The following is a 23,963-nucleotide window of genomic DNA, read 5'->3' as shown; positions in this document are numbered from 1 at the left end:
ACAGAGGCCCGTATGCCCCGCGGCCGCCTACAATGATTATATTCCGACAAGTGCGAGTAATGTTGGACAACATAAAACCAGCGAACCCGCACTTTGCAGGCGTTCGCTGGTCCAATTCTCAACTGTTACTATGATTCCCGCTACTCTTTATCGGGGAGCATTTCTTCTTTAACGATTTTCCACTTATCTTTTTCTTTTGCGACTTCCCAACGGTATGTATTCTTACCATAAGTGCTGTAGTCCTGGGCCTGCGTGCGATACTTAATAAAAAACTCGACCGCGGCTTCGACTTCCGCCTTATCGCCGGTAAATTTTTCTTCCGTGAATACGACGTCTGATATATTGAAGGAGCTAATCTTCTCCCCGGAATTATCATCCGTCGCGGCGGCTAAGTCGGCGGCGGTTAGAGCGTCCAATAAACGCTGTTGCTCTACGAGCGCCCCCGTCTCGGCGCTGTAATACTCAATCAGTAGCTGCTTGAAATCCCTGATTTTATTTCGATTCTCATCTAGACGAGCGTTATGCTTGACCACCCAGCCGTTGATGACTAAATTCTTGACCTCCACCTCGCGCTTCTTCGCGTCCGGTGACGACTTGCCGCCCAACATCATCCGCACGCCAACTACAGCCAGAACCACGACGACTGCCCCGACAACGATCGCATACGACCTCTTATTTAAGCGCACTAAATCCTCCAATCTTAAACAAAGGCCTTAAGTTATCGCCTTAACGTGACCTATGACACAAAGTCCGTGCTTCGTCCTAATTCTATTAAATAAGGCGCCCAATAGCAAATTTAAGCAACAATATGTTCATCTAAAAAAGAATCACTCGCGGCGGGTGCGGCTAGCCTCAGCTAGTCAAAGCCGGCAGGATTTCCGTTTGCGCAGTTCAAAGTGGCGTGAACGATCTTTCGGGCAAAATAAAGAGAGGCCTAAGATAACCTTCGCTTCGCCGCCCTTCCCCATTCTGGGGCTCCAATAAGGATTTCCTATGAACACCTCGGGTTTACTCACCCAACATATCCATTAGGTCCTTTATTCACTGACAGCTTATGCCTGACTCTCGATCCCATCCATTTCGGTGGGGTACGCTAGCCTTTTTCTACTATCTCAAGCCTCTCAATTTGAAATTTTCAAATATCTATTCGTAGCTTATCCCGCAACAAAATTATACTTAAAAATGTCGCTCCGGTCAAGTACATTTTTGGATGAGGCAATACGGTTATTTCTTATCACCGACAACCCGCTTACCGCTCCACTTTCGCTCGCCGCAAAGTCGCCCAGTCGCGCATTCACCCTCAGTGCCGTCCGCCGAATTCCCGCGTTTCCAGGCCGAGTAAGCGGAGAATATCGTCGAACATCTGGGACAGGGGCGCGCGACCTTCGGCTCCTGTGTTCTTACGCGCTCTCGACAATTGGGGCAAATGATCACCGGCGAGTCCTCTTCGGTCTTCGCTTTAACGGCTTGCAATGCCCCCGACATTTTTCCCGCACAGTCGACACATAGCGTAAGACGGGTCGATTGCTCGAATCGGAGCGAATCGTATTGCGCCAAGACGAGAGTCCAGATATCGCCGCACTGATTACCGCATATATCGCATTGTCCCTTTTTCAACCTTTTAACCTTTGATGTGATAGAAATGTCGACGAATTCAACGGCGATTCCTTCTTCGATAAATACGATTTCCTCTTGTGCCGACTACAGCTATGCATGCAAGCGCTCAAAAACTAATTGTAGGCTTAAGGTTAAGCCATAGAGTCCGCAAAAATCAAGTCTAAATCAAGTCTCTGTCTTGAAAGAACACGGCGGTCCGCGCCCCTTGCGTCGCTAATATCTCGCCGCGTTAAATCGGGCGGACCCAATAAACGACCGCCGCCCGACAGGTGTTTATCCCGCGTCAGCGCGTTCCGTCGCCGAGACCCGTGAAAACGACTTCGCGACCACTAAGCTGCCGGCTATCAGCGTCAAATAGTATGTGAGCGCTCGCCAGACCAACACGACCAGTCCGATCAGGTGGGCGGGGACAACACCGAAGAGCAACATCGTAAAGCCGACTTCCACCGCCCCGCTCCCACCCGGGGTTGGTGAGACGGGTACCAGACAGAAGAGCAGAAACATCCTGAAGATGAGGGTAGAAAAATTTCCCTCCCACCCAAAGCCCAGCAGAACGAGCGGAAGGACGGAGAAGAGCGCAAACCATGCTCCGACCTGGACAAGGAATACAAGGCCCAGCGCAAAATAGTTTTTCGGCGAAAACAGGTCTTTTAGGTTCGCGCTAAGGCGATTGATTTCATCGTCGATTTTGTTCTCGAAGCTCTCCCGCCGGTCGGCTTTCAACCATAGACGCATAAAGCGAGTATTAAACGCACGACACACGACATGTGTCGCGTCCGCCGGGCGCTTAATAAAGTAAAGGGCGAGCAAAGACCAAATTATGGCCACAGCGACTACTCCAATGAGTATATTCGTGCCGATCCCTTCCGGAACCGACGACCTGAAAGCAATCAATATCACGAGCCCCAGAAAAGCGAAGAGCCACGAAGAAATCATCGCCCGAGCGCCTGTAACCGCGATCGCCTGGCCCGGTGATAATTCTTCTTTAGATAGAAGGTACACCTGCGTAGGCATCAATCCGGACCCGAACGGAGTGATAAAGCCGAAGAAACTGCCGCCCAGATAGACCTTTCCCGAAGCGACCATGGATATCGGGCGCTCGATCGCTTTGGTAAGAATATAGAACGCGGCGGCGCTAAAGAACCAACTCAGAAATACCGCCGGCATCGCCGCCGCGAGATAAGCGGCATTCATCCTTTTCAACGCGTCTAGCGTGTCGGTGTCGTACGTAAAATACATGATACCGGCGATCGCCGCTATACCGAGAAACAAAACGAACGCCAAGCCTTTTTTTGCTCTATTTCGATCTATCTGATTACCTGAATCACCATGCAAAACGCGAATAAGCCTCCGTCATCGTCACACCAAACGCCATTTAAGCATAACCAATTATACGCCAATTTCCGCTAAGTGAGTGATTTAGATGACGGGCCGTACGCGAGATCGCGGCTGGCGGATACGCGTCTTAGGCAAGGGGCGACGGCTTGCTTAAGAAACTTCCGCGCGGTAGACGTCCTCGATTCTCTCGATTACGCGGCTCATTGCCACCACCATTTCCGGGTCGAATTGGACATTCGCGCCGGCATTCAACCGCGTAAGACCTTCGCGAAGCGTCAGCGATTTGCTGTAGGGCCGATCTGACGTGATAGCTTCGAGCGCATCGGCAATCGCTAAAATGCGCGCCCCAAAAGGAATTTCCTCGCCCGCCAATCCCGAAGGATAGCCTTTGCCGTTAAACCACTCGTGGTGATGGCGGACGATCGGTACGACATCGGCTAGAAATTCGATGGGACGAATTATATCGGCGCTAATTACCGAATGCGTCTTCATCGCCGACATTTCATCAGACGTCAGCGAGCTGGTCTTATTCAATATATTCTCAGCGATTCCGATTTTTCCAATGTCGTGAAGGAGGCCCGCGTACTCGATAATCCGCACATCGTCCTCACCGAGACCGAGTTCTTGGGCCAGGGTGACGGCGAACCTGCTGACGCGGTCCGAATGATTGGCGGTATACGAGTCTCGCGCGTCGATTGCCATGGCCAGCGCCCTCATGATCTCGACGGTCAGCCCGCGCATGCCGTCGACGAGTGACGCGCTCTTTATGGCGACGGCGGTCTGGTCGGTAAATAGCTTAAACCTGTCGAGTATGCTCTCATCGAAGCTACGGGTTTGCTTATACCAGACGACAATGCTCCCAATAGGCTTGCCGTCGACCGTAAGCGGCGCCGCGAGCATCGCCTTGGCTCCGAAGCAACTACACACGCTCTTAGCATCCTCACTCAAATGCGATTGGTAGAGGTTCTCGACTACTGTGACTTTGCCCGCGATTAACGAGAGGCAAAGGTCGCAGTTGATTATCTTGTCTCTCATGCGGATGAGAAGCCCGTGTTTCTCATCATCCGTAAAACCATACGCACTCTTTATCGTCATACTCCCCGTTTTCTTGTCGACGAGAGCAACCAAAGAACAATCTCCGCCCAAAAGCCCGCAAATACGCTCACTCGCTAAATCGAGTAAGGTGTCGAGACTGCTTCCGGCGAGAATCGCTCCGTCGATATCGTTTAGGAGCGAGAGTTCTTTGACTCTGGACTGCAATTCATCGATATATTCCTGGATAGCACCATAAGACGATTTAAGCTGGTCACGAATGTACTCAAGGACATCGGCAAGCTCATCTAAATGGCCGTCCGCCGGTTTGTCGATGACAATCGTCAAGTTTCCTTCCGCTAGCTGTGTCGCCGCGCCGGTGAGCGAATTGAGACTGTTGCGCGTATTGGCGGCGATAATCATGCCCAAGATCATCGATATCAGCGCGAACAAAGCCGTAGCGCAAATCAAGCCCTGTCTGAGGCTCGTCTCATCTCCCACAAATATGGCAGCCAGGCTAAGAACAAAGACCAGCGCCCCCGATATTTGGATTACGGTTATTTTGCGCCGAATGCCCTTGGCGAAAATATTTTTAATCATCCGCCGCGACCTCAGCCTCTTGAGTAACCCTCAGAACGGCCTCCACGGAGGTCTTACCTTGGACAATCTTCGCGAGACCGGCGTCGCGAAGCGTCCTAAAACCCCTTCGCAATGCGGCATCGCGTATTCGTGCGGCGGGCGCTTTGGCGACAATAAGGTTCTTGATTTCCTCGTCGACCTCTAAGATTTCAAAGATAGCTTCCCGGCCTTTGTATCCGGTTCCTTTACACTCGATACAACCGTGCGGTCTATAAAAAAGAAGGTTCGGGGCGTCGCTTAGACCGAGTTCGTCCAGCAACTCCGGGGTAGGCGCGTATTCTTCTTTGCAGTGTTCGCAGAGCAAGCGCACCAGCCTTTGCGCTATGATGCCGAGAATAGCCGACGAGGCTAGAAACGGCTCGATGCCCATTTCAATGAATCGAGCGGCGGTCGAGGGCGCGTCATTCGTGTGGATAGTGGAAAAGACGAGGTGGCCCGAGAGGGCGGCATGAACCGCAATGTCCGCGGTCTCTTTGTCTCTAATTTCGCCGACCATTATGACATCGGGGTCTTGGCGTAGAATAGAACGCAAGCCGCTCGCGAATGTGACCCCGGCTTTCGGATTGACCTGTATCTGGTTGGTTAGCGCCAGCTTATACTCAACAGGGTCTTCAATAGTCACGACGTTTTTCTCAACATCCGCAATTATATTCAAAGCGGTATAAAGCGTTGTCGTCTTGCCGCTTCCGGTCGGTCCGGCCACCAATATCATACCGTAAGGCCTGTTTATCATCCGTCGAAATCTCGGTAGGTCCCGCTCATCGAACCCGAGTTTCTCCTCGCCCACCATAATAGCCTTCTTCTCGAGCAGTCTTAACACGATTTTCTCTCCGAAAATCGTTGGGACAGTCGAGATTCGTATGTCGATCTTATCGTTTCCGGTATCGACGGAGAACCGTCCGTCTTGCGGTGCTCGTTTCTCCGCTATGTCTAGGTCGGCCATGATTTTCAGGCGTGAGACTACTTCCGCATGCATGGACATAAGGGCGGTCATGACTTCGTGCAAAATGCCGTCGACCCTGTTTCTGATTCTTAATTGGCGCTCATCGGGTTCGATATGTATATCGCTAGCCCTGTCGTTTACCGCTTGCCTTATTATCATATTGACGAGCTTGACCGCCGAACCATCCGCCATGTTCGCATTATCGATTAGTTTCTCGGAATGGTCTGTCGAATAAGTCACATCCGCGTCGGCATCCGGCGCTGTCTCTTGTATCCAGTAATATTTGTCGATTGCTTTGAGCACGCTCCGCTCCGTGCTGACGACCGCATTAATATCGCATCCGCTAATACCCGCCACATCATCGATGGCGAAGACGTCGAGCGGGTCCGGCATGGCAAGCGTCAACACATTACCGACTCTTGAAACCGGTATAACCTTATGACGCCTCGCTATCGCTTCGGGTATGAGATTGACGACCTCCTTATCGGGCACGACCTGTTCAAGGTCTATGCTGGGGATATTGAGCTGCTTGCCCAAAAACTCTATCATCGTTTCTTCGCTGACATACCCGAGCTGTCGCAAAACATGGCCAAGACGCCTTCCTGATTTTTTTTGTTCAAAAAGCGCGTCTTCCAATTGCTCTTGCGTGATTATGCCAAAGGCTACCAGGAGTTCTCCCAGTCGTATTTTACCTGAGCATTGTCCCGCGGTATTGTACATTCGAACTCCTTCTTATTCGTGCTTCAGCCTACGAATGTATTAATCGGTTACCGGCCGATTATCCTTGAATAATATGGGCGGTCTTAGCACTTAAATGAGGATCTTTGTCGAGCGCGACACAGCGATTTGCGCCGGTATGGGCCATTATGAAAATGCGCGGCGCGAATGCCGCGAAAAACCGATAATGCCCGACAAAAAAAAGACCGCGACGGGCGGTCTTTTTTTGTAGCGCGTACGGGGGTCGAACCCGTGATCTTCGCCTTGAGAGGGCGATGTCCTAGGCCACTAGACGAACGCGCCATAAAAATCTTCGACGGCTGTTTGCCGCATAAAAATTATAAACGATGGGATGCCCGGTGACAAGTCTGGTCGGATGGGATAGACTTGTTCAATATCCGCGTGCTTATAATCGGGATTTCATTTGCGCCTTGCGGTCGCAGGGTCGGGGGCGCGTCAACTAAAGGAGGACTAAACCTTGAATATATGGAAATGCGGTCTCTGCGGGTTATTGATAGCAAACAAAGAAGCACCGGGGGGTTGCACCGTCTGCGGAGCTTCCAGTGATAAGTTCAAGACTACGGAGACGTCCGCAAACATTTTAGGTTCGGCGACCGAGAACAACCTGAAACGAGCCTTTGCCGGAGAATCCCAAGTCAACCGCCGCTATCTGTTGTTTGCCAAAATTGCCGAACAAGAGGGCGACGAGATTGCCGAGGACTTATTTTTGAAGTTCGCGTACGAGGAGACTTGGCACGCCCTCTCACATCTATTGTATCTGCGCGGCGCAAAGACGACGATGGAGAACATTCTCGAGTCGATTGAGGGAGAGTCATACGAGGCGCGGAAGATGTACAAAGATTTCGAGGCGAAAGCCCGGGAGGAAGGCTTCGACGATATAGCCAAATTCTTCGGTTGGCTTTCAAAAGCCGAGGGAAGACATTCCGCGAAGTTCAAAGAGTACTTGGAGATGCGGGGGAGCGAGTAGTGCGGAATCAAGATCATGTAGCCGATAACTTATAATACGCGCCGGCGTACTCGCTTCCGCGGTGATCTTTTTCGCAAGATTTGGCGATGACGTTGAGACGGATGCAATCGCGACACTCGAAGCCTTTTATGCGGTAGTAACGACACAGCTGCGTCCGCTCTCCCGTCTCGCTAAAGATCGACGGTGAGAGACCGTAAGGCGTAGTCGCCAGGCCCCCATCGCCAAGACTAATCTTCAGTAAAGCCCTGGTCGGCAATGATCGCGTTGGACCAATCGAACGTCCCCGAAACACCTCTCCACCACGTCCTCGGCAGAAACCGATTACCGGAATCGTTCTCGAACATCCATGCCCTGGCGTGCCCGTCTCGATAACCGTACAGGAACGCCAAATCGGTTAGACCATCCGCGTTATAATCGCCGGCCATTATCTTCGCCTGATTCCAGCTAAATGCCCCCGGTTCGCCCGACCATCGCTTGCGGGCCGTTAACGAACCGGCTTTGTTCGCGTAGAGCGTTATAATGGACGTGCCTCCCTTTGGCTCATCGTAGAAGATGGCGATGTCCGCGTGGTCATCGCGGTTGAAATAGCCGGAAACCATCTTGACCCTGTCCGCCAAGAGGGTATTTGGCGCGGATTTCCACCAGACGCGGGGTGAAAAACCGTTGCCCTTGGACGCGAATACCCATATCGCCGTGGGACCTTGAGCATAGTCGTATAGGAACGCCAAATCAGAACGGCCGTCACCGTTGAAGTCTCCAGACAGCATCTTGGCGCTTTCCCAATCGAACGCTCCCGGTTCCCCCTGCCACCATTTTGACATGGCGAAGCCGCCGGACTTGTCCGCCAGCATAACCCACAACGCGCTGCTCTCGGCCGATGTGCCGTCAAACAAGGCCAAGTCGCTGCGGCCGTCTTTGTTAAAGTCTCCGGACGCCAGGCTCACCCGTTCCCAATCGAACCGGCCCGGTTGGCTGGTCCACACCATCTTGACCTTGACCCGCCGACCTTTACCCGAATAAAAGACCCAGATGGACGAGGTATCATCGTGGTTCCGATAGAATAACGCCGTATCGGCAATATTGTCCCCGTTAAAATCACCGGAAGTCATCTTTGAGTTTTGCGCCGTGAACGCACCCCCGGCACCGGACCAAACGCTAACGGCATTGAATTTGCCCTTATTTGAATAGAAACGCCAGAGAGAGCGCTTATTCGATGCCCCGTCGTACAAAACCGATAAATCGGATACCCCGTCGCCATTGTAATCGCTTTGCTTGCGCGTCAGCTTATCGCGCAACGGCGGCAAGGTTCGCTCGCCTCCGCGAGATACCGTTATCGCACGACCTCCGCCAACACTCGGGTGACGTTTGGCGACATATCCGCCCGCGCCCTTCCAGTAGGGATAAGGCGTAACTCGTACCACCGAACCGGTAGATGACGCTTGTTCGTACGCCACGTATTTTGTTTGCTCCCTGTTTGCCCAGCCCCCGAAGAGCACCACGTGAACGCCTTTTGCGACGATTATGTCGCCCGGTTCCAGGTCTCTTTTTTTGACGGGTTTTGTCGTGCCGGCCAGCGTGTTAGTCGTTTGCCCAGGCTTATTTAGTGCTAAAGCATATGAGACAAAGCCGCTGCAATCCGCTCTATAGCCCCTGAATGTGCGAGACTGGCTATACGACACCGAGTTCTTTGTCCATGACTCGGCCCGATCCATGACCTCGGATCTGGTTACCGCGGACGCGCTGCCTCCCATGAGTGTGATGATTGTCAATATTGCCGGTAAAAGACTCCGCATTACTCTTCGCAGAAGAATCACCCCTTCCGTTCGTTTTTTGCAATCCGTGATTGGTTATACTCAACGGAGAGAGGCAAGTCCAGCCCTCGGGCCGCGTTGCTCCCGCGACGGCGTCACGCTTAACGCGGCTTTCAAGTTTTTAGAATTACTTGAACATCGTGGTGAAAGGGTTCGGGTTTGAGGGTATCTCGTTAAGAGCCTTGCCAAAAAAACTCACTTCAAAGAAATTTTTCGTTCAGAGAAATAATCATACGCATGGTTCTGCTCAGCAACCGCTAGTGGAACAAAAATAGAAGTTTATCACAATATTTTAAGACGCTCTCCGGTCGCGTCCCGCTAGTAAGCGGGGAATCTCTTCGATTGAGGCGATTTTGTCGACGCCTCCCAACTCAATAGCTACTCTGGGCATACCGAAGACCACGCACGTCTCTTTGCTTTGGGCGATGTTGAAGGCACCCGCATCCTTTAGCTCCCGCATCCCCTTTGCTCCGTCGTTTCCCATCCCCGTAAGTATAATGCCGATCGCTTCGTGCCCGGCGGAATTCGCGGCGGAACGAAACAAAACATCTACCGACGGCTTGTGTCGGTTTACGGGCGGCCCGTCTTTTATTTGGACATAATAACCTTGGATATCCTTCTGCAATAACATGTGTCTTCCGCCCGGTGCTATTAGAACGGCGCCTCGCCTCACCCTATCGCCGTTCTTCGCCTCCCTGACATCAAGGTCGACCAAACCGTTAATCCTGTCGGCATAAGCCTTCGTAAATTGCTCCGGCATATGCTGAACAATGACTATCCCGGGCGAGTCTTTCGGTAACAAGACAAGTAAATCGCTAATGGCTACGGTGCCGCCCGTCGATGCGCCGAGCACAATTACGCCGTCCCCGTGTTTCGACCCGGTAAAGCGTTTTCGCGCCACGACTTCGTCTACGGAATGCGCGGGCGCCGCGACGAGTTTCGGTTGCGTTTTTCTTATATTGGCCTTAGATGCGGCCTTAACTTTTGCGATAAGCTCTTCCGCAAGCGCCTCAATACCTTCGCCGATATTTGCCTTAGGTTTCGTAACAAAATCGACCGCGCCAAACTCCAGGGCTTTAAATGTTTCAGCGGCGCGCCGATCGGTATAGGAGCTTAACATAACGACGGGCGTTGGATTTGAATGCATAATCTTCTCTAGAAACGAAATTCCATCCATGCCCGGCATCTCGACATCGAGCGTTATTACGTCGGGAGCGTGAACTTTAAGCTTTCGTTCGGCGAAATAAGCGTCGCTTGCTACTGCAACCACCTCGATTGCGGGGTCGCGCTCCAATATCTCTTTCACCAGTTGTCGAATGACCGCCGAATCATCGACAACGAGCACCTTTATCTTTGACATCGATACTCCTTAGCTACACAGAACGAAGGGTGGTCTTACGGAACGTGCTGTTACCAATTAGTTTGAACCTGCTCTCGTTGCCTATAGCCGATTCGGAGTGGCCCAAGAAAAGAACGCCGCCATCCCGCAAAACATCATGGAAACTATTTATTACCTTCGCTTTTGTTGCTTCATCGAAATAGATGATCACATTACGGCAGAGTACAACATCGATTTGCTCATTGAACGGATATCTCTCACTTGTGAGATTATGCCGCTTGAATATAACCATCTTTTTAAGCTTATCTTTTGCCATATACCGGCCTGTATTCGCATTGACGCCCTTCTTGAAATATTTTCGCAAATACTCAGGCGGAACCGGCGCGACTCCATCCTGACAGTAGATGCCCGCCCTTGCTTTTTCGAGCATCTCCGTATCGAGGTCGGTGGCTAAAATCTTTATATCCCAGCCGGCTTTATCGAGAAAGTATTCGCACAATGTAATGGCAATAGTATATGGCTCCTCGCCCGACGAGCAGCCGGCGCTCCAGATTCTAAGTTTGCGTGTGCCGTTTTTTTCGCCTTCCTCGCAAATCCCGGGCAAAACGGCCTCTGTTAAAAATTCAAAATGGTGCCTCTCTCGGAAGAAATCGGTTTTATTAGTCGTTATGCGGTTGATTAAATGCGTAACCTCCGAATAATCCCCGGTTTCAGTAAGAAAATAATAGTATTCCGCAAAGCTTGATAACCCTAAAGCACGTAATCGCTTGGATAGACGGGCCACCACAAGCGTTTTCTTCTGGTCGGTCAAATTGATACCGGTTAATTCCTTGATGAGGGTTTTTAACCGCCCAAACTCCCTATCGTCTATCTTGAATTGGGCTCCGCATTTAATTTGCATAGATGTTTCCTCGTCTTTACCGATTACCGAAAGTAATTTCGAACAGCTACGTCCCGGGGGTTTTTAGCCCCCGGGACGTACGTTTACGCTATCTCCGACAACTGAAGCTCGTTCGAGCTTAAGACCCTATCGATATCTAATATAATAATCAATTCCTCGTCTTTTCTACCCATTCCCTTGATAAAATCGACTCGTATACCTGAGGAAAAATCAGGAGTTTGCTGTATATCTTCGGGACTGAGATTTACAACATCGGAAACAGCATCCACAATAATGCCTACAACCCGTTCCCGCACTTCCATTATTAAGATAACAGTAAAGTTATCATACTCTCTCGGCTTCATGTTTAATTTCAGTCGCAAGTCCACAACGGGTACCACCGAGCCCCTCAGGTTCAATACACCCTTAACAAAAGGCGGTACATTCGGCACCTTCGCGAACCCTTGATATCCGATAATTTCCTGGACTTTTAGCACCTCAACCCCGTATTTTTCATTATCGAGAGCGAAGGTGACGAATTGGTCGCCGGCGCCAGTGGAGATGGCCCGCGTCACATCTTTGAGTTTTTCCATTTCAACCATCTCCTTTTTCTAGAATTCTTCAAAATCCTCTTCGTTCCTAATCTCCATATTCTCCGCGCCGGCCGCCCTGGCCGATACCTTCACGCTCTCTTTGTGCGCGACGCTCTCTTTGTGCGCGGTCTTGCCAACCAACGACAACCTCGACCCTTTTTCACGGGCAGTCTTACCATCCCTATTGAATAAACTCTCGTTTGCTATGGAAAAGACCGACATTGCTTTCCGCAGTTCTTCCGCCTCGTACGCCAGGGACTGCGATGCCGCGGCCGCCTCTTCAACGAGCGCGGCGTTTTGCTGCACAACATCGTCCATCATACCAACAGCTTTGTTTACCTGGTCGATTCCGGTAGCCTGTTCCTGCGAGGCCGATGATATCTCGGATACGGTCTCGGCGACCTTCTGAATCGCGTCGATAATCGCCGTGAGGGTCTTTCCGGATTCTTCGACCAGCTTGTTGCCTTTCTCGACCTTGCCGACGCTGTCTTTTATGAGGTTCTGTATCTCTTTTGCGGCTTCAGCGCTTCGTTGAGCAAGATTCCTGACCTCGCCTGCGACAACCGCAAAACCCTTTCCTTGCTCGCCGGCGCGCGCCGCTTCGACCGCCGCGTTCAAGGCTAGGAGGTTGGTCTGGAACGCTATCTCGTTTACCACATTTATGATATCGGCTATTTTCTCGCTCGCCTCTGTTACCTCGCTCATCGAAGATACTGTCTCTTCAACGACTCTGCCCCCGTTTTGGGCCAGATCGGACGCATTCCTCGCAAGGGTGCTTGCGTTTCGCGCGCTATCGGCGTTCTGCTTTATCGTTGAAGACATCTCTTCAATGGTCGCCGCCGTCTCTTCCAGGGCCGATGCTTGTTCTTGTGTCCTTTGTGAGAGTTCCTGATTGCCGGCTGAAATCTGATCGGCGGCGTTAGCAACGGTTTCCGAAGATTCGTTTACGTTGCCGACCATCTCTGATAAGTTCTTGACCATGCCGTTGAGTTCATGGGCCATTTCGCCCAGCTCGTCGCTACGATTATTAAGATCGACCTGCCGCGTGAAATCCCCTTTTGCTACTAGTTTTAGTGAGTCCACCATACGCTGGACGGCGGTGACGATATTTCTCGACAGCATGTAAGCTATGGCGACGCCGAGAAGAACGCCCACTATCGTTACTATAATCACCAGCATGTTTTGCGCTTTTTCACTCGCGGCGGAAGCCGCTTCTTGCCTCTCTATATTGCTCTCCGAGATATCTATCAACTCGGTATAGAGACCATCCAACTTCGAGATAGTGGGAACCGTTTTTTCCTTAAAATACATAAGAGAATTGGCTTTACGGCCCGCACTCATCTCATCTAATACCTGAGCGCCGCCCTCATGCAAGTGCTTATGGGGCTCCTCAAGCGACTTAAGCAGACCGGCTGTTTGGGGGTCGAGTTGTCCAAATTCCTCTGAATCGACCATGCCGTAATACCATTTGCCAAACCCACAATCACGCGGGTTCAACGTTTTCTTAAATTCAGTACCGATTAGCATATGATCGGATAGCGCTATCAACCAATCAGCGTGCTGCTTTTGAAACGTCTGCATATTGCTTTTAAAACCGAATTCTTCGACAATCGCCTTGTTTGCGGTTGTCAGGTTTGAACTCGTAATAAAGATGACGACGCTCGTCACAACGAGGAGCGCGATCATCGCTCCCAATGCAAGGTATAATTTGTTCCTAATGTTCATTTTCACCATTTCCATTTGCCTCCTTGAGCAATAATTTTATCTGCTTTGCGCTTCCGTGCCGTCGATAAACCTGGAAAACCAGCCTCTATACACCAGCGTGTCCAGCCCCCTTTTATTTGTATTATTCTTACTTATCAAGGTTTTGTTTGTATCCTTAATAGTCGCATCCACCTTCGACTACGCCGCGGATCCGGTCGCGCCGGCCACGTTATAGGCGCCGGCCACATTGAAGGCCATCTTTTCGAGGCCGTGAATGTCGATAATCAAAGAGACCGTGCCGTCGCCGAGGATTGTGGCGCCCGCGGTTCCATCGACCTGGCGAAAGTTCTTTTCAAGGCTTTTAATAACCGCCTGCTGCTGGCCGATAACATCGTCGACAAGAATGCCGAATCTGCGCCGGCCGCTTTCTATGATGACCACAAGCGCTTCCGATGGGTCTATTTTGTCGGTTTGAATATCGAAAACCCGGTGCAGGCGCACGAGCGGCAGATACTCACCGCGGGCGTCGATAACTTCACCGGTCCCCTCGACCGTTTTGACGGCTTCTATGCGCGGTCGAATCGACTCCACAATCGACAGAAGGGGTATGATAAAGGTTTCATCCCCAACCTTCACATTCATACCGTCGATGATCGCCAAGGTGAGCGGCAATCTAATCCTGAACGTAGTTCCCTTGCCGACCTCGGATATCACCTCGATGGCGCCTTTAAGCTCATCAATGTTGCGCTTAACGACATCGAGGCCGACACCGCGCCCGGAGACATCGGTTACTTTTTTGGCGGTGGAGAATCCCGGCATAAACATAAGCTGGTACGTATCCTCTTTGTTCAGCTCGTCCCCCCGGTTGATAAGACCTTTCTCGACCGCTTTTTCCATAATCGCCTCGGAATCTATGCCGCGACCGTCGTCAAAGACTTCGATGATGATGTTTCCCTCCTGTTGATACGCTAAAAGCTTAACAACCGCTTCTTCCGGCTTGCCCGCCTTTCGACGCTCGCTAGACGATTCGATGCCGTGATCGACCGAGTTTCGAATTAGATGCTTTAAAGGGTCGCTCAACTGCTCGATCACGTTTTTGTCGAGTTCGGTCTCTGTTCCCGACAGCAATAGCCGCGCATGCTTTCCTTCAGCGGTCGCGAGATCTCTTACGACGCGATGAAAACGACTGAAGAGCCCTTCGACCGGTATCATGCGCACGCGCATTACCTGCTCCTGCAAGTCCCGGCTGATCCTTTGAAGCATCTCGAGCGCGCCCAGGGCGGTCCTTTTCCCATTGCCGCTTTCATGTAGACCCTGCTGGTCTACCCGGGCAACCGCGATGACCATTTCGCCGACGAGATTTACTAGTTTGTCGAGCTTCTCGGTATCGACCCGGATTGTAGTCGCTTTTTGAACCTCACGGCTCCTTAATTGCTTATCAAGCGCGCTTTTTACGTGTTCCTCTTTAACTTTACCGCTCTGAACAAGCAGTTCTCCGATCTTACTCTGCGACGACAATGCCTCTTCAACATCCTTGGATATAACATGGCCTTCTTCGGCCAAGATTTCGCCGAGCTTCATGTCGGCGACGCGAAGGTCGACACCCTCTTTGAAGTGAAGCGAACTGTCGGAGATCGATATCTCGCTATCGTCCGCAACAAAAATAAAGATATTCTCGAGGCTCGAGAACGGCTCGGCTGTTCTCACTATCAGCCTCCATGTTAGATATAATTTGTGGATATCGATATTGTCAAAATCAGGAAGGCCTCGCGCATCGACAACTATCTCGACTATCTCACCGATATCTTGCAGCTCGCGAAAGAGCATTAAGGGGTCGGTTCCGGTTTCCAACAGGTTCTCGGAGAGCTTCATCTCAACTTCAAAATATGAGTCCTCCGCACGCTTTCTCGAGCCTGGGTTCCCCGTCTCGGTATCATCCGTGGGATCCTCGCGCTTGGGCAAAAACTGCGCAAGTAATTCGAGCGTGAACTCAAGTTCACGCTGGTCAAAACAGGATTCACCTGATGCGGCGGATTTAATCATCGCTTTCAGCAAATCCACGGCCCGCAACAACACGCTAACGAGTTCACCGGTGGCCGCGAGTTCACGCCGGCGAACGAGATCGAGCACGCTCTCCATGGAATGCGTAAAATCGGATATCGCCGTAAGACCGACCAATCCGCCACTGCCCTTAATCGTATGAGCTGCGCGAAAGATCCGATTGATGAGTTCTTCGTCTTCGCTAGACTCATCAAGCGCCACAACATCTATCTCAAGTTCTTGGATTAACTCAGTAGCCTCTGTAATAAAGGTTTCAAGCAACGTTCCCTGGTCCATAGTTTTACCTCCAATAAGCTGTCGTCTGTGCTATCGTCCCTGCTTGTTGACTCTTTAGCGGGATCTCAATATTTAGCGCGGCTAGCGAACGAACTTCCTCACGACGCCGACCAATTGGTCGTTGTTGAAAGGCTTGACCAGCCAGCCGGCGGCGCCGGCGTTTTTCCCTTCCATCTTTTTTGTCTCCTGAGACTCGGTGGTCAGTATGAGAACCGGGATAAAACGGAGCGCGCTATCCTTTTTAACCTCTTGCACAAAGGTAATCCCATCCATCTCCGGCATATTGATATCGCTTATAATAAGCGATATCCGCACACCCCTCGTCTTTAGCTGCCGCAGTTTTTGCAGACCATCTTTGCCATTGATAGCTTCCTCAACAGCATAGCCGGCCTCGCTCAATGTGAACTTGACCGACGCTCTGAGCGTCGCCGAGTCGTCAACGACCAAAACGCTTTGATCCATTCGCCTCACCCTTCAATATCGCGGCAATAATCAAGCTGCCGATAATAGTAACTTTTTTAGCCCGGATAACGCCAATGCCTCATCCATTGCCGGGCCGGCAATGTACACAATCGGCCTACTCGTCTCCAAAAAATACCTTTTAAGCGCAATAAGCAATTGTAGGGCCGCCGTATCTATCTCGGTTACCCCTGAACAATCGATTGTTGCGCTTGCGCCTTCGTCATAAAGCTCCCTTAGTTCAACATGGAGAGCTTCAATGCTCGCAATTGACAGGATGCCGGTAATAACAATCGTGCCTTTCTTGTCCTTATGTAGTTTAAACATACGCCTCCTCCACACAGTAGGTGATGCCGCTCGGTCTTTGGCGCGCTAAAAAAGAATTAACTCGCCTTCTTGTTCGCCATGTTCAACGTCGACATCGCACATGTCGCCCGCTATTTTCTTATGCGATAATACCGTAAACTTTTCGATGGTATCTTGGAGTCGGGTGTCGCGCACCCTCCAATCATCACCATCGATCGTTGAAAGCACTCTCTTTTTTGTCTTACCCGCCATCGATGCGAGTTTTTGGAAATCTTCTTTCAGCTCCTTGTTCTGGTCTGCCAGCGCGCGAACTCTTTCTAGATCCGCAAGCGATGCTTGAATCAACTCCTGAAGCATCGAAACATGCTCTGATAAGAGCGAGAACGTCGATTTTACCTGCGACTTGGCGCGGTAAAAATTGCCGAGTAAATCATCGATATCCCCGGCGATCGACTCGAGGTTCGACTCGACGCCTACCCTATGCCTCCCCATCGAATCGATGAGTTGATTTAAGAACCGATAATCTTGAGAAACCGCCCTATGGGATTCTCTCATTTCATTGCTGATATAGTCGGCCAAGCCATCGACGCGCTGCGACAGCTCCCCGTCTTTCGCCAGACCGCTGCTCCGAGCGACCTCTATCTTTATAGGAATGTTTATTAGATGAAAATTGGTGGCCCTCTTTAAGCGCCTAAACTGTCTCTCAAGAATTTCGAGCATTTCGGAAAGACCCACAGCCGTGAACCACAATTGCTCCCAACTGTTTGCCGCATTTTGCATCATGGATGCCGTACATATAACGGCATCCTCGACACCCTGGAACGATTCATCGACATCGCTTAAGTATTTATCCTTTGAGTCGCCATCGCCGGTTTGATTCACGACTTCCGCGTCGAGCAACAGCTTTTGTATTATTTTGAACTTGTCCTCCAGCTCTCGCACCGTAGCGTCGAGTCGCATATCGATGTCGTCCAGCAGCTGAATGCAGAGCAGCGGCACGCTTTCCTGGAACGAGACTATATCGAGCAGATGTTCGGCGCCCGCCGCGCCCGCGTTTTCGTCGACCTGTCCGAACTCACCGTTGGTTGCCTCCTCAAGAGACCTGCGCACATGGTCCGTGCATTGTGTAAGGATATCCTGCACCTGCAACTCGTTCATGATCTCGCGTATAGCTTGCAAGGACCGGTTTACCGCTCCGTTGATCCCATCGAGACGTACGACAAGTTTTACGATATTCTCTTGGAGCCCTTCATGTTTTTGTTTAAGATTGCCGCTTATTTGCCGAACATCGGACTTGCAGAGCGAGGTCTGTTTCTCGCTTATCTCCTGGAACAAGTTGTATTTTTCGGCGAGCGCTTCCGAAGTATTTACAATATCATCGATAAGAGCGATAGCCGCATTAGCCATCTTCTTTAACTCATTCGTTATCGGATTTAGCGTGCGTCCCGCGTCGCCCGCCTTAATAGCGACAATCGCCGCATTGAGCGAGAGCATCTCTATCTCGGCCGCGAAATCGCGAATACTCTCGATCGACGATTTGAGATTATCTATACGCGTCATCAATTCACTCATTTTTTGAAACGCGTCACCCTGATCGCTTACGACCCTAATGAGGTAATCCGCGGCGTGTCGCAATTTATTTAGATCGCTGTTCTTTTCAGAACCTTCTTGCGGGAGAAGACCGCTCTCTCTTTTGAAATATCGACTTAGCCCATTCGCCTCACCCTCTGTAGTGCGAAGCGCCGCGTTGATGTCGGGTAGGCTTACACCGATCTTCAAAAACGCCGTCTCTGTGAGGCCCTGCACTTCGACGAGCTTTCCGCCGGCCATAGAAACAATCGTTTTATACTTGCCCAACATTCCCTCGTACTCTTCTACGATTAAAGCCAACGGATTCATGTAATCGCCGAGGGGGTCTTTATCGTCTTTGTGATCTCCATTTAATGTGGTTGTCAGCTCTTCAACAAAGCAAATCTCACTCATTTCGCACACTACCTATCCTTATCTTTGGACAAGGTTTTAAGCCTGCATCAATCCATACTATAAATATCGAATTATATATCGGCTGCACGATAAACGGCTTTATGGCTATTTCAGGACTAATTGTTTTTGCGGACGGGGATACGTAATTCGGTTTCGGCGGGACACATGCATCATACTGCTCATGTCAACCATCTCCCTTAAAACTCGTCGAAATCATCGGATGCCGCGCTGAGTTCCTCCGCGCCGGCGGCCTTCGCTTTAAGGCGTGCGGGTTGCCTTGGGATAATGCGTGTGACTGTCGCAAGACTCCTGTTCTTGTGCTCTTTCGCAAGCGCGTTCGTACCGCTAAACGACGCCATGAGATTCTTAAGTTCCTCGGCCTCCATCGCCAACGACTGAGATGCCGCGGCCGCCTCTTCGACCAACGTGCTGTTGTTCTGAACCACGTCATCCATCATGGAAACGGCTTTATTTACCTGGTCGATGCCGGTTGCCTGTTCTTGTGATGCCGAAGCGATTTCCGTTACGGTTTCGGCGACCTCTTTAATCGAAGAAATTATTTCCAGCAAGGTCTCGCCGGATTTCTCTGCCAGCTTGTTGCCTTTATCTACCTTTTCAGCGCTATCCTGGATTAAATTCTGTATCTCTTTTGCGGCTTCAGCGCTTCGTTGAGCAAGATTCCTAACCTCGCCTGCGACAACCGCAAAACCCTTTCCTTGCTCGCCGGCGCGCGCCGCTTCGACCGCCGCGTTCAAGGCTAGGAGGTTGGTCTGGAACGCAATCTCATTTATCACGTTTATAATGTCCGCGATCTTCTTGCTGGCCCCGGTCACCTCGCCCATGGATGCCATTGTATCTTCGACGACAGCGCCGCCGTTTTGCGCCAACGCAGCCGCGTCAACCGCCAACGTGCTCGCACGACGAGCGCTTTCAGCGTTGGTCTTAACCGTCGCGGACATCTCTTCAATGGTTGCGGCCGTTTCTTCCAGGGCCGATGCTTGTTCTTGTGTCCTTTGTGAGAGTTCCTGGTTGCCGGCTGAGATCTGGTCGGAGGCGTTAGCAACGTTTTCCGATGCCTCAACGACCTTGCCGACCATTGAAAGAGTGCTACGCGTCAATAAATAAGCGACCGCGACTCCAACGAGCGCTCCCATTACGGTCAAGACGATAATAAGCAGGTTGCCGGCGCGTTCGCTTTTTTGTGCGTCCGCTTTGTGTTGTTCGACTTTTTCATATAAGGTTTTAACGAGTTCATTGTAAATACCGTCAAGTTGGGTAATTGTCGGCAATGTGTTTTCTTCGTAGTACTTTACAGCGTTTGCTTTGCGGCCCTGCTGAAGCTCGCTGGTAACACCGGCACCTCCTTCATGAAGTTTTCTGTGCGGTTCTTCGAGTTCTTTCAGGATACGCTGTGTTTCAGGCGATTCCGCCTTAAACTCCGCTGATTCGATGTAGCTGTAATACCATTTGCCGAAATCGCACTCCTGCGGATTGAGTGTTTTCTTAAACTCACCGCCAATCAGAATGTGATTCGATAGAGCGTTTATCCAATCAACGTGTTGCTTCTGGTAGGTTTTCGTCTGACTTTCAAATTCAGTTTCCTTTATAATCTCCTTATTTGCCCGTACCAGGTTGGAGTTGGTTATATTGATGACAACACTCATAATAACCATAAGCGCGATAATCGCCCCAAAAGCCAGATACAGTTTCTTAGAAATACTTAGATTTGATTTCACGTTTCTTAACCCCTTTCAATTAACTAGCTTTAAGACTACACATGTACTCGCTTGCTTTAGCTTCTTTTAGCTTCTTACTTACCTTTTCGAGATATTGTATCGTCGTGTTGGCGGAATATATGAGCGTTTCATAGCATTTTTCTTATACACTCTTGTCGTCGGAGATTAGCTGAACATTTTGTGCGCGAACCAAAAAGCCGGCTCGATCGCCGGCTTTTTCTGAATATGGAATTTTCTTATCCAGCCGATATTATCCCCGGGAAAGTCCTCCGACAAGCGATTCTATGGCTTTCCTTTGGGAGTCGGACTTGGCGCAAGTGATGGCCCTCAACAAATGCGGCTTCGCCGCTTGCGCGTTGCCGCTCTCTATCAATACCAGACCCAGCGCATATGCGGCGTTCGAGTCCTCAGGGTTCCGTGCGAGCAGGTCTTCAAAATAGGCTGTCGCTTCGACGGCGTGATCCCTCATCAACTTGCGAGCGACCTGAAGATGGGGATAGTCGAGGGTCAGGCGCAATGCCTGATCGACTCTTCCCATCTTTCGATAAGCGGATATCGCCGCTTGCAATGGTTCGTCCGGGTGGTACGGTTGCTCCAAGTACCAAGCGATGATTTCTTCAGCCGGTTTCGCCGAGAGGTCCTTGCTGAATAAGCGGTTATACGTGACGATATTCGGTTGTATTCCCGCTTTTCCCATCTCCCTGAACTTGGTTTCAGCCGTCTCAAAATCGGGCGCCTTATATATCAGCGTATTGAAGGTAATCACGTCCGGCTTCGAATGCTCCGTCTTCATCTTTTCGAGCCAAGAGCGAGCGACTTCATAATCGGGAGACTTGAGCATCAACGCATTATAGGTAATTGTATTGGGTTGAACCTCTTCTTGCTCCATCCTCGCGAATAGGGCGGCGGCCGATTCGTATTCTTCCGTTTTCGAAATGAGCGTACTGTATGTTATAACATTTGGGACAATAGCCTCGGAACGCATCTCGTCGAGGAGGGCCTGGGCCGTCTCAAAATCGGGCGCCTTGAAGATGAGTGTGTTATACGTCACGGCATTCGGTTTGACGCCCTTGGCGCGCATCGTCTCCAACCACGCGACCGCGATATCGTAATACGGTGCTTTCGAGATGAGCGAGGTGTAGGTCACGATGTTGGGTTTGACGCCTTCACGGCGAATCGTCCCCAGATATGAAAGCACCTCGGCCATATACTCACGGATAAGTCTCTTAGCCGCCGCCAGACGCGGGTAATCCAGCGCCAGACGCAAGGCTTGGTCGACACGGCCAATCCGTTTGAAAGAGACGATAGCCGTCTCTATCGGCTCTTCCGCAAGGCTCTCTTGCGCCCGGTACCATAGGATCAATTCATCGGCCGAAACCGTGGAGAGGTCTTTTTCAAAGAGCGTCCCGAATGTATCGGTAGTCGGCTCGACTCCGTCAGCCCGCATCGTCTCGACAAGCGATTGCGCTCTTTCAAAACCGGCGGCCTTCTTAATCAAGGTATTATACGTGTCGATATCGGGTTTTATTCCCTTTTTGCGCATCGAATCCAGCCATGATTTTGCGGTATCGAAATACGGTGCTTTCGAGATAATAGTGTTATAACTGGTAACGCTAGGCGGTACGGCTTCCTCTCGGATCGTGTTAAGATACGCGAAAACCTCATCCATGATCTCCCGGATGAGCCTTTTGGCCACCGGAAGATGCGGATATTCAACAGCTAAGCGCAACGACCGGTCGACGCGCCCGTACTTCCGGTAGGTGGCCATCGCTGTCTGGATAGGCTCCTCCGAGTGATGCTCTTGCGATAAGTACCATTTCAGCAATTCCTCCGCAGGCTGAGACGATATGTTCTTACTAAGCAGGCGGTTATATGTGTCGAGATTCGGTTTGACGCTATCTCTCGCCATCGCGTCGAGCCAAGATTTCGCGGTATCGAAATCGACGGCTTTAGATATCAGCATATTATATGTGACGATATTGAGCTTTATGCCCTCGGCCCGCACCGAGTCGAGCAGGGCGCGGACAATATCATAGCCCGGAGCTTTGGGTATTAGTTTATTGAAGACGGCGATATTCGGCTGCAAACCGTCTCGCTCCATCGTCTCCAGCCAGAACTTGCCCGTCTCAAAATCGGGCGCCTTAGCGATGAGCGCTCCGTAGATATGGGCGCTAAGCCGACCCCCGTCCTCAGTGAGAGATCTCAGCCAATACCTAGCCGTCTCGTAGTCGGGTGCTTTCGCTATAAGTAACCCATAAGTGGAAATATCCGGCTCTATCCCCTCGCGCTCCATCTCCTCAACGAGAGATTTGGCCTTTGCGTAATCGGATTTGGCGATCATCGCATCATATATAGGGGCGCCCGGTACGAGCCCTGCTTCCCGCATCGACGAGAGCAGCGCGACGGCGGTCTCATGGTCCGGTGCTTTAGCGACGAGCGCATTGTAAATGGTAACATCGGGCTCTATCCCCTCGCGCTCCATCTCCTCAACGAGAGATTTGGCGGTACCGAAATCGGGCGCCAACGCGACAAGTATGTTATATATATCCGCCGTCGGCTGTACGCCGGCGGCCTTTGCTTTGAGAAAAAACGCGTTGGCGGTCGGATAATCCGTCAGGCTCGAAAGCAACCTACCCCAACCCTGAGCATCTTTCAGCGCCGAGCCTTGTTCGGATGCTTCAACCGCCGCTTCTCCGCCGCGGGCGTCACCAGTGAGGCGGCTCGCGACCGCCTGGGCGACATAGCCGGCATCCTCCGTCCTGCCGAGCGCGTTAAGAGTATACATGTAGCACTCGGGAGTGCCGCTCTCGACGACAGACTCCAAGACGATTTCGCCCAGGATCGACAATAGTGCGGCGGCCTCGGTATCTGAACCCGCATCCATGACCGGCGCGGCGTCGAATCTTTCAATCTTGAATTCGTCCCTAACCAGGCTGAGTACCGAGTCGTCGACGAGCACTCTGTCGGTGTGTGGGAACATCGCCAAGCCGGCTGCTTTGCGAAGACTATGGCCGACCCATTCCCGCTTACCGTCCGGCATTTCGATGCGACGGTCGTGACCGGAGAAGAGGCTGATACGGAGCGCCGGGAGCCGATTTTGCGCGATCCCGTAAGCCCGCGCCACCTCATCGTTAAAATTATTGGCTAGAATCACGCCTAGACAACTGAGCGCGCGTACGCGCTCGGACCTGTCGGTCATGAGCATGAAACCGTTGCCGGTGAATTTTACAAAGATATCCGAAAGTCGAAGGTTGTGAATGTGGGGTTTGAGATGCTCGGCGAGGATCACATTGAGACGATCTTGTCTCGCCAGCACCGCTTCGCCGGCTTCTCTTTCGGGTGTTGCGGGCTCTGACATTTGGATGGAAAGGCAATACACGAGATGTTGTCGATTGAATGGTTCCATCAAGACGGCGGCCTCCCTTTCTGTGACGACAATTTGAATGACGCAATTTTTGGGCAAGGGCAAGGACAAATATTCGGTTCTTTATAGCTTTGACCCAATATTAGCATAGCTATAGCGACCGCTAAACAATATATT

Annotated in this window: 17 protein-coding genes and 1 tRNA gene; 1 reads left to right on the top strand and 17 read right to left on the bottom strand. The window is 51.2% G+C overall.

Features of this window, described 5'->3' with window-relative positions; translation table 11 throughout:
• Positions 1 to 140: 140 nt before the first annotated feature.
• From KGZ93_11370 to KGZ93_11345, 6 genes are all read right to left on the bottom strand, one after another.
• On the bottom strand, positions 141 to 686 hold the full coding sequence (locus tag KGZ93_11370; GenBank protein ID MBS3910198.1) for a hypothetical protein: 546 nt from the start codon (positions 684 to 686) through the stop codon (positions 141 to 143).
• Positions 687 to 1,224: 538 nt separating this feature from the next.
• Positions 1,225 to 1,617, bottom strand: coding sequence for a hypothetical protein (locus KGZ93_11365; protein MBS3910197.1), 393 nt, complete (start codon positions 1,615 to 1,617; stop codon positions 1,225 to 1,227).
• 273 nt (positions 1,618 to 1,890) lie between these two features.
• The gene (locus KGZ93_11360; GenBank protein MBS3910196.1) at positions 1,891 to 2,952 is read right to left on the bottom strand and encodes a flippase-like domain-containing protein; all 1,062 of its coding nucleotides are present in this window, start codon (positions 2,950 to 2,952) and stop codon (positions 1,891 to 1,893) included.
• A gap of 153 nt (positions 2,953 to 3,105) precedes the next feature.
• Complete coding sequence (locus KGZ93_11355) at positions 3,106 to 4,587, bottom strand: HD domain-containing protein (GenBank protein MBS3910195.1); 1,482 nt, start codon at positions 4,585 to 4,587, stop codon at positions 3,106 to 3,108.
• Complete coding sequence (gene tadA / locus KGZ93_11350; protein MBS3910194.1) at positions 4,580 to 6,289, bottom strand: Flp pilus assembly complex ATPase component TadA; 1,710 nt, start codon at positions 6,287 to 6,289, stop codon at positions 4,580 to 4,582. Before tadA ends, KGZ93_11355 begins: the two co-directional genes overlap by 8 nt.
• A 226-nt stretch (positions 6,290 to 6,515) precedes the next feature.
• Positions 6,516 to 6,589, bottom strand: a tRNA-Glu gene (locus KGZ93_11345).
• A gap of 175 nt (positions 6,590 to 6,764) precedes the next feature.
• Here KGZ93_11345 and KGZ93_11340 point away from each other — a divergent pair.
• Complete coding sequence (locus KGZ93_11340) at positions 6,765 to 7,274, top strand: rubrerythrin (GenBank protein MBS3910193.1); 510 nt, start codon at positions 6,765 to 6,767, stop codon at positions 7,272 to 7,274.
• Positions 7,275 to 7,501: 227 nt separating this feature from the next.
• On the opposite strand, the gene KGZ93_11335 is transcribed toward KGZ93_11340, so the two are convergent.
• The 11 genes from KGZ93_11335 to KGZ93_11285 form a co-directional block, all read right to left on the bottom strand.
• Complete coding sequence (locus KGZ93_11335; GenBank protein ID MBS3910192.1) at positions 7,502 to 9,067, bottom strand: VCBS repeat-containing protein; 1,566 nt, start codon at positions 9,065 to 9,067, stop codon at positions 7,502 to 7,504.
• A 310-nt stretch (positions 9,068 to 9,377) separates the two neighbouring features.
• Positions 9,378 to 10,445 carry a chemotaxis response regulator protein-glutamate methylesterase gene (locus KGZ93_11330; protein MBS3910191.1) on the bottom strand — a complete coding sequence of 356 codons (1,068 nt, stop codon included), beginning with the start codon at positions 10,443 to 10,445 and terminating at the stop codon, positions 9,378 to 9,380.
• Positions 10,446 to 10,458: 13 nt separating this feature from the next.
• Positions 10,459 to 11,325, bottom strand: coding sequence for a protein-glutamate O-methyltransferase (locus tag KGZ93_11325; GenBank protein ID MBS3910190.1), 867 nt, complete (start codon positions 11,323 to 11,325; stop codon positions 10,459 to 10,461).
• Between the two features lie 83 nt (positions 11,326 to 11,408).
• Positions 11,409 to 11,897: a purine-binding chemotaxis protein CheW gene (locus KGZ93_11320; protein MBS3910189.1), complete on the bottom strand. Its 489-nt coding sequence runs from the start codon at positions 11,895 to 11,897 to the stop codon at positions 11,409 to 11,411.
• 18 nt (positions 11,898 to 11,915) lie between these two features.
• The gene (locus KGZ93_11315) at positions 11,916 to 13,637 is read right to left on the bottom strand and encodes a CZB domain-containing protein (GenBank protein ID MBS3910188.1); all 1,722 of its coding nucleotides are present in this window, start codon (positions 13,635 to 13,637) and stop codon (positions 11,916 to 11,918) included.
• A gap of 162 nt (positions 13,638 to 13,799) precedes the next feature.
• Positions 13,800 to 15,938: a chemotaxis protein CheA gene (locus KGZ93_11310; GenBank protein ID MBS3910187.1), complete on the bottom strand. Its 2,139-nt coding sequence runs from the start codon at positions 15,936 to 15,938 to the stop codon at positions 13,800 to 13,802.
• Positions 15,939 to 16,019: 81 nt separating this feature from the next.
• A complete protein-coding gene (locus KGZ93_11305; protein ID MBS3910186.1) occupies positions 16,020 to 16,400 on the bottom strand; it encodes a response regulator in 381 nt (126 codons plus the stop codon).
• Positions 16,401 to 16,430: 30 nt separating this feature from the next.
• Entirely contained in the window at positions 16,431 to 16,724 is a 294-nt protein-coding gene (locus tag KGZ93_11300; GenBank protein MBS3910185.1) for an STAS domain-containing protein, read from the bottom strand.
• A 45-nt stretch (positions 16,725 to 16,769) separates the two neighbouring features.
• Positions 16,770 to 18,686, bottom strand: coding sequence for a hypothetical protein (locus KGZ93_11295; GenBank protein MBS3910184.1), 1,917 nt, complete (start codon positions 18,684 to 18,686; stop codon positions 16,770 to 16,772).
• Between the two features lie 197 nt (positions 18,687 to 18,883).
• Positions 18,884 to 20,422: a CZB domain-containing protein gene (locus KGZ93_11290; protein ID MBS3910183.1), complete on the bottom strand. Its 1,539-nt coding sequence runs from the start codon at positions 20,420 to 20,422 to the stop codon at positions 18,884 to 18,886.
• A gap of 250 nt (positions 20,423 to 20,672) precedes the next feature.
• The gene (locus KGZ93_11285) at positions 20,673 to 23,831 is read right to left on the bottom strand and encodes a hypothetical protein (GenBank protein MBS3910182.1); all 3,159 of its coding nucleotides are present in this window, start codon (positions 23,829 to 23,831) and stop codon (positions 20,673 to 20,675) included.
• Positions 23,832 to 23,963 lie beyond the last annotated feature (132 nt).

The sequence above is a fragment of the Actinomycetota bacterium genome, assembly GCA_018333515.1.
GTDB lineage: Bacteria > Actinomycetota > Aquicultoria > Aquicultorales > Aquicultoraceae > Aquicultor.
The sequence above is the reverse complement of the archived record's forward strand: the minus strand, read 5'-3'. Positions and strand labels throughout refer to the sequence as shown.

What these genes read in the sequence shown, in the direction of transcription:
- KGZ93_11355 (MBS3910195.1), bottom strand. Translation starts at nt 4,587, where the DNA reads ATGATTAAAAATATTTTCGCCAAGGGCATTCGGCGCAAAATAACCGTA.
- tadA (MBS3910194.1), bottom strand. Translation starts at nt 6,289, where the DNA reads ATGTACAATACCGCGGGACAATGCTCAGGTAAAATACGACTGGGAGAA.
- KGZ93_11335 (MBS3910192.1), bottom strand. Translation starts at nt 9,067, where the DNA reads ATGCGGAGTCTTTTACCGGCAATATTGACAATCATCACACTCATGGGA.
- KGZ93_11330 (MBS3910191.1), bottom strand. Translation starts at nt 10,445, where the DNA reads ATGTCAAAGATAAAGGTGCTCGTTGTCGATGATTCGGCGGTCATTCGA.
- KGZ93_11325 (MBS3910190.1), bottom strand. Translation starts at nt 11,325, where the DNA reads ATGCAAATTAAATGCGGAGCCCAATTCAAGATAGACGATAGGGAGTTT.
- KGZ93_11320 (MBS3910189.1), bottom strand. Translation starts at nt 11,897, where the DNA reads ATGGAAAAACTCAAAGATGTGACGCGGGCCATCTCCACTGGCGCCGGC.
- KGZ93_11315 (MBS3910188.1), bottom strand. Translation starts at nt 13,637, where the DNA reads ATGGAAATGGTGAAAATGAACATTAGGAACAAATTATACCTTGCATTG.
- KGZ93_11310 (MBS3910187.1), bottom strand. Translation starts at nt 15,938, where the DNA reads ATGGACCAGGGAACGTTGCTTGAAACCTTTATTACAGAGGCTACTGAG.
- KGZ93_11305 (MBS3910186.1), bottom strand. Translation starts at nt 16,400, where the DNA reads ATGGATCAAAGCGTTTTGGTCGTTGACGACTCGGCGACGCTCAGAGCG.
- KGZ93_11300 (MBS3910185.1), bottom strand. Translation starts at nt 16,724, where the DNA reads ATGTTTAAACTACATAAGGACAAGAAAGGCACGATTGTTATTACCGGC.
- KGZ93_11295 (MBS3910184.1), bottom strand. Translation starts at nt 18,686, where the DNA reads ATGAGTGAGATTTGCTTTGTTGAAGAGCTGACAACCACATTAAATGGA.